Genomic DNA, 12,831 nt, shown 5'->3' on the forward strand with positions numbered 1-12,831 from the left:
GTTCTGCCCGAACTGGCTTTACCCTTTTTCGACAGGTAAGGATCATCATGGCCCGTCGGCGTCAGCTTTATGAAGGTAAAGCCAAAATCCTTTTTGAAGGCCCCGAACCTGGCACCCTTGTGCAATATTTCAAGGACGATGCCACAGCAGGGAACGGCGCAAAAAGCGGCGTAATTACCGGGAAAGGCGTTCTGAACAACCGTATCAGTGAATTTCTGATGCTGCGGTTGCAGGAAATCGGCATTCCCACGCACTTTATCCGCCGTATCAACATGCGTGAGCAGTTGGTAAAGGAAGTGGAAATCATTCCGTTGGAAGTGGTTGTGCGCAATATTGCCGCTGGCAGCATTTCCAAGCGCTTTGATATTCCCGAAGGTGAGCGCCTGCCGCGCCCGATTGTGGAATTCTATTACAAGAATGACGCGCTGGGTGATCCTCTGGTTTCAGAAGACCACATCATCGCCTTCGGCTGGGCCTGCCCGCACGATATGGAAGAAATTACCGGCATGGCCATGCGGGTAAATGATTTCCTGTGCGGCCTGTTCAGCGGTATCGGCATCCAGTTGGTAGACTTCAAACTGGAGTTTGGCCGTATCTGGGAAGGCGAAGAGATGCAGATTGTGCTGGCAGATGAAATCTCGCCAGATAACTGCCGCCTGTGGGATATGCACACAAACGAAAAACTGGATAAAGACCGGTTCCGTCGCGATATGGGCAACGTAAAAGAAGCCTATCAGGAAGTGGCGCGCCGCATGGGTATCCTGCCAGAAAACGGGGCAGGCGGAGATATGAAGGGGCCGGAAACGGTCCAGTAACCACGCTGGTGGCAACGGGAGCTTGAAAATGAAGGTACGTGTAACCGTCATGCTGAAGGACGGTGTTCTGGATCCGCAGGGCAAGGCTATTAGCCACGCATTGCAGACACTCGGCTTTGACGGCGTACAGGATGTGCGCGTGGGCAAGGTGATTGAGCTGGATCTGCCCGGCGCAAAGGCCGAGGAAGCCCAGAAAAAGGCCGATGCCATGGCGCGTGATCTGCTGGCCAATCTGGTAATTGAAGATTACTCTGTAGAGGTGGTGGAATGAAGCGCACCCTCCTTGTAACTCTGGCCTTGGCATGCGCGGCACCGGGCTTTGCCCATGCCCAGCGCATTGCGCCCATGAAGGCAGGCAACTTTGCCCGCCTTTGCACGCGCGCTACCAGTGCTGGCATTTGCGATGCCTATATTGGTGGCCTGACGGATGGTGTCTCTCTTTCCAAGATCAATGATCGGAACGAGGGTGATCCATCTGCACCTGCTGGTTTTTGTGTACCTACCACAGAAACCATGCCCGTTATGCGTTCCAAGGTTCTCGCCTGGCTGAAAGCGCATTCTGAAACACTGGACAAGCCGGTTGGTGAAAGCGTTTTTGCCGCCCTGCATGCCTCTTATCCGTGCAGTGTGAAAAAATGAAAGCAGCAATTATCGTATTCCCCGGCACGAACCGGGAGCGCGATATGGCCATTGCCCTCAAGCGCGTTACAGGGCAGGCCCCGCGCATGATCTGGCACCATGAAACAGATCTGGGAAATACCGATCTGGTCGTGCTGCCAGGTGGTTTTAGCTATGGCGATTATCTGCGCTGTGGTGCCATGGCCGCTCATTCTCCCATTATGGGGGCTATCAAAGCCTTTGCCCAAAAGGGCGGCCATATTCTGGGTGTATGCAACGGCTTCCAGATTTTAACGGAAACAGGGCTTCTGCCCGGTGCACTGTTGCGCAACGCCAACCTGCGCTTTCTCTCTCAGGATTGTTACCTGAAGGTGGAAGCCGAAAACACGCCTTTCACGCACAAGTGGAAAAAAGGTGATGTCTTTCGCACCCCGCTGGCCCATGGTGATGGCAATTACACGGCAGATATCGCCACGCTGGAGCGGCTTGAAGGCGAAGGCCTTGTGGCGTTCCGCTATGCCGATGCCAAAGGCAACGTGCAGGCGGATGATGCCGACAGCAACCCCAATGGCAGCGTTAACAGCATTGCGGGCATTCTCAGCGAAAACAAACGCATTTGCGGCATGATGCCTCATCCAGAAGATCTGGTTGATCCTCTGATGGGCGGTGAAGATGGTCTGCCGTTGTTCCAAGGTCTGGTGGAGGCTGTAGTCCGGTGAATAAGCCTGTAACCGTTGATGAATCTCTTGCCCGTGAATTCGGGCTGACATCCGAGGAATACGGTCGTGTGCTGTCCATTATGGGCCGCACCCCCAGCCTGACAGAGCTGGGCGTGTTCTCTGTAATGTGGTCGGAACACTGCTCCTACAAATCTTCCCGCAAGTGGCTGCGCACGCTGCCAACCAAGGCACCGTGGGTTATTCATGGTCCCGGTGAAAATGCTGGTGTGGTGGATATTGGGCAGGGCTATGCCGCCATCTTCAAGATGGAAAGCCATAATCACCCGTCCTTTATCGAACCCTATCAGGGTGCGGCCACGGGTGTTGGTGGTATTCTGCGTGATGTGTTCACCATGGGCGCGCGCCCCATTGCCAACCTGAACGCCCTGCGTTTTGGGAGCCCGGAAAACCCGGTTACCCGCCGCGTTATTGATGGCGTGGTGCGTGGCATTGGTGGCTATGGCAACTGCGTTGGCGTGCCGACTGTCGGCGGGGAAATTAACTTCCACCCGGCTTATGATGGCAACCCGCTGGTAAATGCCATGACGGTTGGTTTGGCCCGCAAGGACCGCATCTTCCTGTCCGCAGCGGCAGGTGTTGGCAACCCGGTTGTTTACGTGGGCTCCCGCACAGGGCGCGATGGTATTCATGGTGCCACCATGTCTTCCGCCGAGTTTGATGAAGATGCACTTTCCAAGCGTCCCACGGTGCAGGTGGGTGACCCCTTCATTGAAAAGCTGCTGATTGAAGCCTGTCTGGAACTGATGGCAACAGATGCCATTGTGGCCATTCAGGACATGGGCGCTGCTGGCCTGACATCCTCTTCTGTGGAAATGGCAGGCAAGGGTGGTGTAGGTATCGAGCTTGATCTGGATGCCGTGCCACAGCGTGAGCCGAACATGACGGCTTATGAAATGATGCTGTCTGAAAGCCAGGAACGCATGCTGATGGTGCTGCGCCCTGACCGGACAGACGTGGCCCGCAAGATCTTTGAAAAATGGGAGCTGGATTTTGCCATTATCGGGCATCTGACAGATACCGGCCACATCGTAGTCAAGCACAAAGGGCAGTTGGAAGCCGATATTCCGCTAGACCCATTGGCAGAACAGGCCCCCATTTACGATCGCCCGGCAACGCCACCCAAGGCACCGGCTCCGCTAGAAGGCGTGCATGCACCGCTTTCTTTGGATGCCACGTTGCTTAAGCTTGTGGGTTCGCCAGATCTGGCCTCCCGCGCATGGGTATGGAACCAGTATGACAGCACCGTAGGGGGGCAGACAGTCCGCCGCCCGGGCGCTGCTGATGCGGCTATTGTGAAGGTGGAAGATACAGACATCGGTCTGGCCATCACCACAGATTGCACTCCGCGTTACTGTCAGGCAGACCCCAAAACGGGTGGTGCACAGGCTGTTGCCGAGGCATGGCGTAACCTTACAGCCACCGGCGCACGCCCGCTGGCCGTAACGGATAACCTGAACTTCGCCAACCCGGAAAAACCCGAGATCATGGGCCAGTTTGTGGCTGCGGTTGAAGGAATGGGGGAAGCCTGTTCAGCGCTGGATTTCCCGGTCGTGAGCGGCAACGTGTCTCTTTATAATGAAACACGAAACCCCGATGGCTCCACCACCGCCATTCTGCCGTCACCCGCCATTGGTGCATTGGGCGTTCTGGATGATGTGAACAAGGCTGTTGGCCTTGGCATGCAGCCGGAAGCTGACGTGGTGCTGATTGGTGAAACCAAGGGCGAACTTGGCCAGACCATCTGGCTGCGTGAAATTCTCGGTCAGGAAGCAGGTGCGCCGCCGCCGGTCGATCTGGCTGCTGAAAAACGCAATGGTGACTTTGTGCGCAGCGCCATTCTGGATGGCACCATTACCGCATGCCATGACATTGCTGATGGTGGCATTATGGTTGCCGCCGCAGAAATGGTGATGGCAAGCGGCATTGGGTGTGAACTGGAAAGCCCAGATTCCGGCATCCGGCCAGAAGCCTTCTGGTTTGGTGAAGATCAGGCCCGCTATCTGGCGTGTGTGGCAGACGGCAAAGCCCTTTGCGAGCGCGCTCAGGCTGCTGGTGTGCCAGCACGTATTATTGCCCGCTCAGGCGGAAATGATTTGATTCTGCCAAGCGGCGTCACCATATCCGCAGCACGCCTGAAAACGGCCCATGAAGCGTTTTTCCCGACGCTGATGGGCAACTAACAAAACAAGCGGGAAGGAAGCAGACCGATGGCAATGTCCGCCACAGAACTCGAAACCTATATCCGGCAGGCTTTTCCGGATGCCCAGATCAAGATTGATGATCTGGCAGGGGATGGTGATCATTATGCCTGTTCCGTGGTGAGCGAAGCCTTCCGGGGCCTTTCACGCGTGCGGCAGCATCAGCTTGTCTATCAGGCCCTGCAGGGCCACATGGGCGGCAAGCTGCATGCGCTGGCGCTTACAACTTCTGCTCCCTAATCACTTAGCTTTTAAGGATATCAGACCATGACAGATACAGCACAGCAGCGCATCAAGCAGGACATTGAAGCCAACCCCGTAATGCTGTTCATGAAAGGGGATGCCGATTTCCCTCAGTGCGGTTTTTCTGCGCGCGTCGTGCAGATTCTCCAGCACCTTGGCGTGCCTTTCAAAACCGAAAACGTGCTGGCTGATCCAGCCATCCGTCAGGGCATTAAGGATTTCTCAAACTGGCCGACAATTCCCCAGCTTTACGTAAAAGGGGAATTCATTGGCGGGTGCGATATTGTCACCGAAATGTATCAGTCTGGTGAGCTGCAGAACCTGTTCAAGGAAAAAAACATTCCTTGTAACGCCCCAGCCTGATTTTTGGGTTGTCAAGTGGGGGTGGGCCTGTATAGTCCCTAAAGAAAAGAGAAACAGGTTGGGATCAGATTAATGAAACGAGTTGCGGTTGTACGTGGCGCTCTTGCTCTTACAGCACTTGGCGTAGGGTTGGTCACCACTTCTTCCTCTGCTCGGGCAGAACGCATTATTTCTGATCTGGAAGCCAGCAAGCTGACTTTTGCGGCACTTACAGCAGCGCCGCCACCGGTTGTGCATCATGTTCGCCATGTTGCTGTAGCCAAGTCTTCACACCGTGTTGTTCTGGCCGCAGCCCAGCATGGCAAGGCCCATAGCATGGTGCGGCTTGTAAGCTACCATCCGGCGCATGCGGTTTCTGCACATAGTGTCAAACACCGCCACCGCACCTGATTTTTTCTCTTTTACACCCAAGAATGTTTTAAAGGCGCTCCTGTTGCAGAAGCGCCTTTTTTACATTTGGCGGATAACATCCTCCAACCGTTCCATTCTGCCTGCATCATCAAACACAAACAGATCAAAACGCATTTCTTCATATTGCCAATAAGGGTGCTTTTGCAGCAGACATTCCGCCGCGCGGAACAAGCGCCGCTGTTGCGCTGGCTGTAAACTTACCAAGGCTTCATTCTATAGAACGCCGTTTTTTTACTTCCACAAAGCACAAAACTGCTGCTTTACTGGCCACAATATCAATTTCACCCCGATGGGTGCGGGCTCTGCGTAAAAGCACTGTCCATCCATCCTGCTCTAGCCAGTTGCAGGCTTGCTGTTCGGCAGCCACACCTTGCGTGTAAGCAACACTGCCGTTTCTTTGTTTCTGCAAAAATGCTGGCCCCTGTTTTGCAGCCACTTTGTTCGGTATCTTATAGCCCAGCCCATTTTGTGTGAGCATTTTACCTATCATGTTGCCAGACTTGTCCATTTCACCTTTTACGCTTGTGCTTACAGTTATCAGATTTGTGCTGGTTGTTTCTGTCGGGTTGCACATTCTTCTTACAAAACGCAACACAGCATCTGCTATCGGGTGGATAGGCGCATGTGTTTTTATGCCGCTGCTGGGCACAACCCTTTATTTGATGTTTGGCATCAACCGCGTCACCCGCTTGGCCAAAAAGCTGGTTGGAGATCGCTCCCCCCGCCGGTTGGAAATAGACCAGCCTTCATCTTGGAACAGGGAATTAGAAGGCCAGTTTGCGCCATTAGCCCTTATGGTAGGCAAGCTAAGCAGTCGTGCTCTGGTCGGTGGCAATTCCATCATTCCATTGCATGATGGAGATGGCGCATACCCGCATATGCTGGATGCCATCGACAAGGCCAGCAAAAGCATTTTGCTGTGCTCTTATATTTTTAGAGATGACAAAGTTGGTGGCCTGTTTGCAGATAAACTGGTTGCCGCCCATAAACGTGGCGTGCAGGTGCGTGTGCTGGTTGATGGCATAGGTAGCGGCTATTTTCTTTCTCCCCTTTACCATCGGTTGCGGCGGGCAGGGGTGCCGTGCGCGCGCTTTATGCATTCTTTGCTGCCGTGGCGGATGCCTTTCATTAATTTGCGCGATCACCGTAAAATTCTGGTGGTAGATGGGCGTATCGGCTTTTTAGGCGGGCTGAATATTGCGGATGAAAACATGGTTTCCCGCAAACCCAAACACCCGGTATCGGACACGCATTTTAAAGTGGAAGGCCCGGTGGTACGCCAGTTGGCCGAAGCTGCTGCGTGGGATTGGTATTTTACCACGCAGGAACGCCTGCATGGTGATCTGTATTTTCAGGAACACAAAAGCACGGGTGAATCACTCGCGCGTATTGTTACGGCTGGGCCGGATACGGATCTGGAAAAAATAGAATACACCATGTTGCAGGCCATTACGCTGGCCCGCAAAAACGTAAGGTTGATGACACCTTATTTTCTGCCGGGGCAACGCCTTATGTCCGAACTGGGGCTGGCGGCCCTTCGTGGTGTGCAGGTTGATCTTGTTATCCCCCACCAGAGCAATCATCTGCCGCTGGATTGGGCGTGTGCCGCCAATATCGCACCTTTGCTGAATGCTGGCGTGCGCGTCTGGCTGGCAAATCCCCCCTTTAACCATTCCAAGTTAATGGTGGTCGATCGCGCATGGTCTTGTGTGGGAAGTTCCAATCTTGATATTCGTAGCCTCAGGCTGAATTTTGAAATCAATATGGAAATCTACGATACCGTATTGGCCGAAATGCTGGATAATTTTATTACCAAGCACCGCAACAAACGGCTCACACATTATGATCTGGATAACCGTAACAAGATCATCCAGATCCGGGATGCATTTGCCAGATTGTTTATGCCCTATCTGTAAAAATTACAGCCCGATCAAAGGCCGTAAAGTAACGGCAATAGGCCGGTGATCCGAGGCAAAAACCGGCAAAACACGGGCGCTTAAACACTGCATGCCTTCCACCAGGCACCGGTCAATTCTAATAGGCAGCAAATCCACCATCCGGTGTGTGGGGGCCTTAGGCCCAACATCCTTAAAGCCCGGCACCAATGTTGGGCCCAACAGGTTGAAATCCCCCAAAATGGCACATGGGGGAGAAAGCAGGGTGGCCAAGCGCCGCAACTGCTTACGGTTTAACATCTGCCCATGAGACAGATGCACATTGGCCAGAGAAAACTTCTCATACTCAATAATCTGGGCATGGCGCTTAAACAGCGGGCCAGAAGGAATGGTGCAGGCTCTGGGCGCACGTGCAAACGGAATACGGCTCCAACATGCTACACCGTGAATGCGCCCCGGCTGCGGGTTACGCGCATAGTGGCCACCAATCACATCTGGCAGCACGTCTATTTCTACCGTGGCCTCCTGCATAAGCAGCACATCGGGCTTTTCAGCCTCGATAAGGGCGGCAATATCATGCACGGTTGCCCCAGTGCGGCGCAGCAGGTTCCAGCTGATAACCCGCACGCCCTCCATATCGCAGGCAACAAAGGAATGGGCTGACTTGCGACGCGCAAACTCAACCAATCGAGAGAGTGGACGCCTCATGATGTCAGAGTCCTTTTTTCATCCTGCGCAAGAGGTTGTGCGGCTTCATCCGCTGCAAATTCTGTTGTGAGTGTAAAGCCAATAGCCAGCAGAATTGGCCCCAGAAAAATACCTACGCCACCGAAAGCCAGAAGGCCGCCAATAACGCCCAGCACTGTCAGCAGATAGGGCAGCTTACTGCCGCGTGCAATAAACAGCGGGCGAATAAGATGATCTGCCCCCGATATAATCAAAACACCATAAAGCAGCAGTAAAATGCCTTTTCCCGGATGATGCATGCCAAATAGCCATAGGGCAGCAGGTATCCATACCAACGGGGCACCTATGGGAAAAACCGCCAAAAAAGCCGCCAGCACACCTAAAATAACGGCTTCTCCAACCCCCAGCAGCCACAGGCCCAAACCTGTGAGAATACCCTGTATGATCGCGGTGCCTAAAATGCCATACACTGTTCCGCGTACTGTGCTGCCCACAATATGCAGGTGCCGCCCGGCCTGATGCCCCGCAATACGCACCATAACGGCCTGCACCGTATCCCATAACATGGGGCCGCTGAGCCAAAAAAAGAAGGCGATAAACAGCGCCATAACCAGATGCAGGGCGCCATTGGCCATGCGCATCAACACTTCAAGGAGAGATTGAATGATCTCACCTGCATAGGGACGCAGTTCATCCCCTACAGAGCTGATGTTGCGGCTCCAGCGCTCCCAATGGTGGCTGATATCCGGCCCAAAAGCCGGCAGTGATGTGACCCAATGGGGTAGGGGTGGCAGTTCATGAATTGTGCCAACAAATGCCATAATCTGCCGCGCCCAACGGGGGCCGGATGATACACAGGCAGATGCCAAAAACGCCAACGGCAACACCACGCCCACGGCACACAGCAGCGTCATGGTCAGGCTGGCAGCATTTGGCCCCATGCGGCGGCGCAAATGCTGGAACAATGGCCATGTTGTATAAGCCAGCACACCTGCCCACAGCAAGGCGGAAGAAAAGGGTGCAAGCACCAGCACGCACCCATACGTAATGCCGCCCAAAAGCAGCAGCCGCATGATGCGTTCGGTAGAAGCGGGCTGACCAGTTGCCATTCGGCCATTAAATCATGAAATCTGGATTTTGTCTGGTGTGAAAACAAAACTTCTCCATGCACACTTAACATGCCGCACCATGATGTTTTGTTTGCCAGCCAGACAGGGCTGTGTGATCTTTGCCGCAGAATATTCAAAATAACAGTAGGTCAGGCAGCCGATATGTCACCTCTTATTTCCACACAAAAACTGGCCGAAATGCTTGGCACCTCCGGCGTGCATGTGCTGGATGCAACTGCCCTTTTGCCGGGAGAAACCTTTAACCCGCAGCAAAGTTTTGCCGCAGCGCATATTCCCGGTAGCCGGTATTTTGATATCGAACTGTTTTCTGACCCAGAAAGTGCGTTGCCGCATACAGCTCCCTCCGCCGCGCGGTTTAGCCACCTGTTTGGCAGGCTGGGTATAACGGCACAGGATACCGTGGTTTTTTATGATCAGGGCAATGTTGCATCGGCTTGCCGCGGGTGGTGGTTAACGCGCCTGTTTGGGCATGAACGCAGCTTTATTCTTGATGGCGGTTTGCCTGCATGGGGGCGTGATGGACACCCAACAGAAGCAGCTGCTCCTACCGCAGCGTTGCCAGCACCTTATCAGCCACGCACATGCTATACGCATATTGTGGGGCTGGGGGACATGCTGGATATTGTGAAACATGGCTCACACCCCATTCTGGATGCCCGCAGCGCTGCCCGTTTTTATGGCGAAGCACCGGAACCTCGGCCCAACGTTGCCTCTGGCCACATGCCGGGCGCACGTAATATGCCTTATAAAAACCTGCTGAATACAAAAGGGCAGTTTTTGCCCCCTGAACAGTTGCGCGCTCTCTTTGCACAAGCAGGCATTACGGAATCTGATACTCCCATAACCACCTGCGGCTCCGGTATGACAGCTGCCGTGCTGACGGCAGGTCTGGCTATTGCCGGGCTTAATATGGGTGCCTTGTATGATGGATCCTGGGCAGAGTGGGGCAGCTTCCCCAATGCGCCCGTAACAGTGGAACGCACAGCATGACAGACGAAAACAAAGTTTCCGCCGGCTGGCTTAAACTTGCATCTTCCCTCAGCCATGTTGCCCGCCCACAAGCAACAGAAGCAGGCACCTACGTAAACCTGCCACTGGAACGTGGCTCTACCGTTGTGTTTCCTTCTCTGGATGCCATGCAACAAACTGGCCGCAAGCGGTATGAGCATGTCAGCATTTATGGGGCTATGGGCTCGCCCACCCAGCATGAGCTGGAAAAAGCCATTGCCACCATAGAAGGGGGTACGGACACGCAAGTTGTCTGTTCTGGTCTGGCAGCCTGCACCACGCCGCTTCTGGCTTTTCTCAAAGCCGGCGACCACTGCCTGCTGGCAGATAACGTATATGGCCCAACCCGGCGCTTTGCAGAAAATATGCTCAAGCGCTTTGGAGTGGAAATTTCATATTTTCCACCCTGTGCAGATGCCGCAACTATAACGGCCCTGATGCGCCCCAATACGCGCGTGGTGTTTACGGAAAGCCCCGGCAGCCACACGTTTGAGGTGCAGGATGTTGCCATGTTAGCAGAAATTGCCCATGCGCATGGTGCCTTGCTATTTTTTGATAACACATGGGGCTTTGGTATTTTTGCGCCATTCAAACATGGCGTGGATGTGTCTATTCAGGCGCTTACAAAATACCCTGCTGGCCATTCTGATGTAATTGCGGGTGCCGTTACTGTTGCCGATACGCGCCTGTGGCATACATTGCGCGATGCCGCCATTCAGATGGGGCAGGTGGCTGGGCCGGATGAATGCTGGCTTACCTTGCGCGGCCTCCGCACCATGGGCGTGCGGTTGGCTCAGCAGGCAAAATCTGCCCTGCACATTGCCAAATGGCTGCAAACCCGGCCAGAAGTGGCTCGCGTACTGCACCCTGCATTACCGGAATGCCCCGGCCATACATATTGGAAGCGTGATTTTACCGGTGCAGGCAGCCTGTTTGGTGTTGTGCTGAAAGCCGATTACACAGTGCAGGACATGCAGCGCATGATTGATGCCCTGAAGATGTATGGCATTGGCGCATCTTGGGGTGGGTATGAAAGCCTTATTCTTCCGACCACAGGCGGCATTACCCGCAGCAGTGAATCCCCAGTGCAGAATGGACCTGCCTTCCGCCTTCAGATTGGGCTGGAAAACCCGGATGATCTGATTGCTGATCTGGAACAGGGCTTACAGGTTCTTAAAAGCGCCTGACCACTTTATTCTACCAGCCGGGGTTAGTTAGCAGAACCCCGGCTGCGATAGGTAGCTGCTTCTGCCACATGCTGGGGCTGAATATCCAGCTCTCCAGCAAGATCAGCTATGCTGCGTGCTACGCGTAACATGCGTGTATAGCCGCGTGCAGAAAACCGAAATCTGGCCGCTATGGCTTGCGCCATGTTCTGCGCTTCTACCGATACACACAGATCTTCCAATGCGGCTTCTGCATTTTTGCGCGCACCTTGCCGCTCTGCCTGCATCTGGCGCGCACACTGCACGCGTTCAGCTACTGTTGCGCTGTTTTCTCCCGGCGGGCCTGCCATATACCCCAAGGGTTCATAGGGCTGCATGGCAAGATGCATGTCTATTCTGTCCAGCAAGGGGCCAGAAAGACGGTTCATGTAATCCTCACCACAGCGCGGGGCTTTGCGGCACTCTCGGCTGGCATCGCCCAGATATCCGCAACGGCATGGGTTCATGGCCGCAATAAGCTGGAAGCGGGCAGGGTAGGTAACGTGCACAGCAGCACGCGCAATGCTGATCTGGCCGGTTTCCAACGGTTGCCTTAGTGCTTCCAAAGCGGAGCGGGAAAATTCTGGCAATTCATCTAAAAACAATACACCCCGATGCGCCAGGCTGATTTCACCCGGCCGCGCACGGACACCTCCGCCCACTAAAGCGGGCAAACTGGCCGAATGGTGCGGATCACGAAAAGGCGGACGCCTTATGGGCCGACCACCTACCAGCAAACCCGCCGCACTATAAATGCGCGAAACATCCAGACTTTCTGCCACCAAAAGATCTGGCAATAGACTAGGCAAACGCGCAGCCAGCATGGATTTACCTGCACCCGGCGGCCCGCTGAGCAACAGGGAATGTCCGCCTGTGGCTGCAATTTCCAGCGCACGGCGGCCCGTTTCCATCCCGCGGATATCCGCCAGATCGGGTTCAGATACCGGTTCATCTTCCTGCGCAGAAAACTCTGGAGGAGATAAAACCTGCAATCCGTTAAAATGATTGATAAGTGCCAGCAGGTCTGGTGCGGCCAGAATGGAAATATCCCCACCACACAAGGCTTCCTGCCCCTGTGCCGCAGGGCATACCAAACCCAAATTCATGGAAGCTGCTTCCAAGGAAGCAGAAAGCACACCCGCAACCGGGTTAAGCCGTCCATCTAGGGAAAGTTCGCCCAAAGCGGCATAACGCGCCACTTCCTCGCCGGGTATCACACCCATGGCTGTTAGCAACGCCAAAGCTATGGGCAGATCGAAATGCGATCCTTCCTTGGGAATATCCGCAGGAACAAGATTAACCAGAATACGCTTGGCAGGCAGGGCAAGCCCGATGGAAGTGAGTGCCGCACGCACACGTTCGCGCGCTTCTGCTACGGCTTTATCTGGCAGGCCAACCATTAAAAAGGCTGGTAAACCGCTAGAAATTTGCACTTCCACCCAAACGGGGCGGGCTTCTATGCCGCAAAAGGCAAAGCTACGGATGCGGGAATTGAGTATTCCCGCCCCGATAGACACG

At 54.4% G+C, this 12,831-nt stretch carries 16 protein-coding genes; 11 read left to right on the top strand and 5 right to left on the bottom strand.

Annotation, left to right across the window (positions count from 1 at the left end; genetic code table 11):
* Window positions 1-47: 47 nt before the first annotated feature.
* The 8 genes from purC (at window position 48) to FCN51_RS10340 (ending at window position 5,367) form a co-directional block, all read left to right on the top strand.
* Window positions 48-815: a phosphoribosylaminoimidazolesuccinocarboxamide synthase gene (gene purC / locus FCN51_RS07195; protein WP_004449150.1), complete on the top strand. Its 768-nt coding sequence runs from the start codon at window positions 48-50 to the stop codon at window positions 813-815.
* A 28-nt stretch (window positions 816-843) separates the two neighbouring features.
* On the top strand, window positions 844-1,086 hold the full coding sequence (gene purS / locus FCN51_RS07270; protein WP_003630619.1) for a phosphoribosylformylglycinamidine synthase subunit PurS: 243 nt from the start codon (window positions 844-846) through the stop codon (window positions 1,084-1,086).
* On the top strand, window positions 1,083-1,454 hold the full coding sequence (locus FCN51_RS07320; protein ID WP_003630617.1) for a Rap1a/Tai family immunity protein: 372 nt from the start codon (window positions 1,083-1,085) through the stop codon (window positions 1,452-1,454). Before purS ends, FCN51_RS07320 begins: the two co-directional genes overlap by 4 nt.
* Window positions 1,451-2,152, top strand: coding sequence for a phosphoribosylformylglycinamidine synthase subunit PurQ (purQ, locus tag FCN51_RS07550; RefSeq protein ID WP_160256162.1), 702 nt, complete (start codon window positions 1,451-1,453; stop codon window positions 2,150-2,152). The genes FCN51_RS07320 and purQ overlap by 4 nt, the downstream gene beginning before the upstream one ends.
* Window positions 2,149-4,353 carry a phosphoribosylformylglycinamidine synthase subunit PurL gene (gene purL, locus FCN51_RS08940; protein ID WP_160256163.1) on the top strand — a complete coding sequence of 735 codons (2,205 nt, stop codon included), beginning with the start codon at window positions 2,149-2,151 and terminating at the stop codon, window positions 4,351-4,353. The genes purQ and purL overlap by 4 nt, the downstream gene beginning before the upstream one ends.
* A gap of 27 nt (window positions 4,354-4,380) precedes the next feature.
* Window positions 4,381-4,611 (top strand): BolA/IbaG family iron-sulfur metabolism protein, encoded by a 231-nt coding sequence (locus tag FCN51_RS09385; RefSeq protein WP_006115272.1) that lies wholly within the window; start codon window positions 4,381-4,383, stop codon window positions 4,609-4,611.
* 27 nt (window positions 4,612-4,638) lie between these two features.
* The gene (grxD, locus tag FCN51_RS09595) at window positions 4,639-4,977 is read left to right on the top strand and encodes a Grx4 family monothiol glutaredoxin (RefSeq protein ID WP_003630611.1); all 339 of its coding nucleotides are present in this window, start codon (window positions 4,639-4,641) and stop codon (window positions 4,975-4,977) included.
* Between the two features lie 72 nt (window positions 4,978-5,049).
* Window positions 5,050-5,367: a hypothetical protein gene (locus tag FCN51_RS10340; RefSeq protein WP_004449141.1), complete on the top strand. Its 318-nt coding sequence runs from the start codon at window positions 5,050-5,052 to the stop codon at window positions 5,365-5,367.
* Between the two features lie 60 nt (window positions 5,368-5,427).
* Here FCN51_RS10340 and FCN51_RS10615 read toward each other — a convergent pair whose 3' ends face one another.
* The gene (locus FCN51_RS10615) at window positions 5,428-5,592 is read right to left on the bottom strand and encodes a YraN family protein (protein WP_236661295.1); all 165 of its coding nucleotides are present in this window, start codon (window positions 5,590-5,592) and stop codon (window positions 5,428-5,430) included.
* A 4-nt stretch (window positions 5,593-5,596) separates the two neighbouring features.
* Window positions 5,597-5,896 (bottom strand): YraN family protein, encoded by a 300-nt coding sequence (locus FCN51_RS10945; protein WP_236661297.1) that lies wholly within the window; start codon window positions 5,894-5,896, stop codon window positions 5,597-5,599.
* Between FCN51_RS10945 and cls the strand changes: the two genes are divergently transcribed.
* On the top strand, window positions 5,877-7,304 hold the full coding sequence (gene cls / locus FCN51_RS10980) for a cardiolipin synthase (RefSeq protein WP_160256164.1): 1,428 nt from the start codon (window positions 5,877-5,879) through the stop codon (window positions 7,302-7,304). The two genes, FCN51_RS10945 and cls, sit on opposite strands and share 20 nt — an antisense overlap.
* 3 nt (window positions 7,305-7,307) lie before the next feature.
* On the opposite strand, the gene FCN51_RS11305 is transcribed toward cls, so the two are convergent.
* Both FCN51_RS11305 and FCN51_RS11640 read right to left on the bottom strand, forming a co-directional pair.
* A complete protein-coding gene (locus FCN51_RS11305) occupies window positions 7,308-7,991 on the bottom strand; it encodes an endonuclease/exonuclease/phosphatase family protein (protein ID WP_003630606.1) in 684 nt (227 codons plus the stop codon).
* Window positions 7,988-9,079 carry an AI-2E family transporter gene (locus tag FCN51_RS11640; protein WP_004449136.1) on the bottom strand — a complete coding sequence of 364 codons (1,092 nt, stop codon included), beginning with the start codon at window positions 9,077-9,079 and terminating at the stop codon, window positions 7,988-7,990. The genes FCN51_RS11305 and FCN51_RS11640 overlap by 4 nt, the downstream gene beginning before the upstream one ends.
* A gap of 69 nt (window positions 9,080-9,148) precedes the next feature.
* Here FCN51_RS11640 and FCN51_RS11670 point away from each other — a divergent pair, with 69 nt between their 5' ends.
* Together FCN51_RS11670 and metC are read left to right on the top strand one after the other, a co-directional pair.
* Window positions 9,149-10,090, top strand: a complete 942-nt coding sequence (locus FCN51_RS11670; protein ID WP_160256165.1) for a sulfurtransferase — start codon at window positions 9,149-9,151, stop codon at window positions 10,088-10,090.
* Entirely contained in the window at window positions 10,087-11,295 is a 1,209-nt protein-coding gene (gene metC, locus FCN51_RS11680) for a cystathionine beta-lyase (RefSeq protein ID WP_124305993.1), read from the top strand. Before FCN51_RS11670 ends, metC begins: the two co-directional genes overlap by 4 nt.
* Before the next feature lie 23 nt (window positions 11,296-11,318).
* Here metC and FCN51_RS11685 read toward each other — a convergent pair whose 3' ends face one another.
* The gene (locus FCN51_RS11685) at window positions 11,319-12,830 is read right to left on the bottom strand and encodes a YifB family Mg chelatase-like AAA ATPase (protein WP_160256166.1); all 1,512 of its coding nucleotides are present in this window, start codon (window positions 12,828-12,830) and stop codon (window positions 11,319-11,321) included.
* Between the last annotated feature and the right edge of the window lies 1 nt (window position 12,831).

The sequence above is a fragment of the Acetobacter pasteurianus genome (assembly GCF_009914215.2).
Taxonomy (GTDB): Bacteria; Pseudomonadota; Alphaproteobacteria; order Acetobacterales; family Acetobacteraceae; genus Acetobacter; species Acetobacter pasteurianus.

Excerpts from the sequence above, each read along its gene's own strand:
- purQ (WP_160256162.1), top strand. The coding sequence starts at position 1,451 with ATGAAAGCAGCAATTATCGTATTCCCCGGCACGAACCGGGAGCGCGAT.
- FCN51_RS11640 (WP_004449136.1), bottom strand. The coding sequence starts at position 9,079 with ATGGCAACTGGTCAGCCCGCTTCTACCGAACGCATCATGCGGCTGCTG.
- cls (WP_160256164.1), top strand. The coding sequence starts at position 5,877 with ATGTTGCCAGACTTGTCCATTTCACCTTTTACGCTTGTGCTTACAGTT.
- FCN51_RS11670 (WP_160256165.1), top strand. The coding sequence starts at position 9,149 with ATGCCGCACCATGATGTTTTGTTTGCCAGCCAGACAGGGCTGTGTGAT.
- FCN51_RS09385 (WP_006115272.1), top strand. The coding sequence starts at position 4,381 with ATGGCAATGTCCGCCACAGAACTCGAAACCTATATCCGGCAGGCTTTT.
- FCN51_RS10945 (WP_236661297.1), bottom strand. The coding sequence starts at position 5,896 with ATGGACAAGTCTGGCAACATGATAGGTAAAATGCTCACACAAAATGGG.
- FCN51_RS10340 (WP_004449141.1), top strand. The coding sequence starts at position 5,050 with ATGAAACGAGTTGCGGTTGTACGTGGCGCTCTTGCTCTTACAGCACTT.
- purS (WP_003630619.1), top strand. The coding sequence starts at position 844 with ATGAAGGTACGTGTAACCGTCATGCTGAAGGACGGTGTTCTGGATCCG.
- FCN51_RS11305 (WP_003630606.1), bottom strand. The coding sequence starts at position 7,991 with ATGAGGCGTCCACTCTCTCGATTGGTTGAGTTTGCGCGTCGCAAGTCA.
- FCN51_RS07320 (WP_003630617.1), top strand. The coding sequence starts at position 1,083 with ATGAAGCGCACCCTCCTTGTAACTCTGGCCTTGGCATGCGCGGCACCG.
- grxD (WP_003630611.1), top strand. The coding sequence starts at position 4,639 with ATGACAGATACAGCACAGCAGCGCATCAAGCAGGACATTGAAGCCAAC.
- metC (WP_124305993.1), top strand. The coding sequence starts at position 10,087 with ATGACAGACGAAAACAAAGTTTCCGCCGGCTGGCTTAAACTTGCATCT.
- purC (WP_004449150.1), top strand. The coding sequence starts at position 48 with ATGGCCCGTCGGCGTCAGCTTTATGAAGGTAAAGCCAAAATCCTTTTT.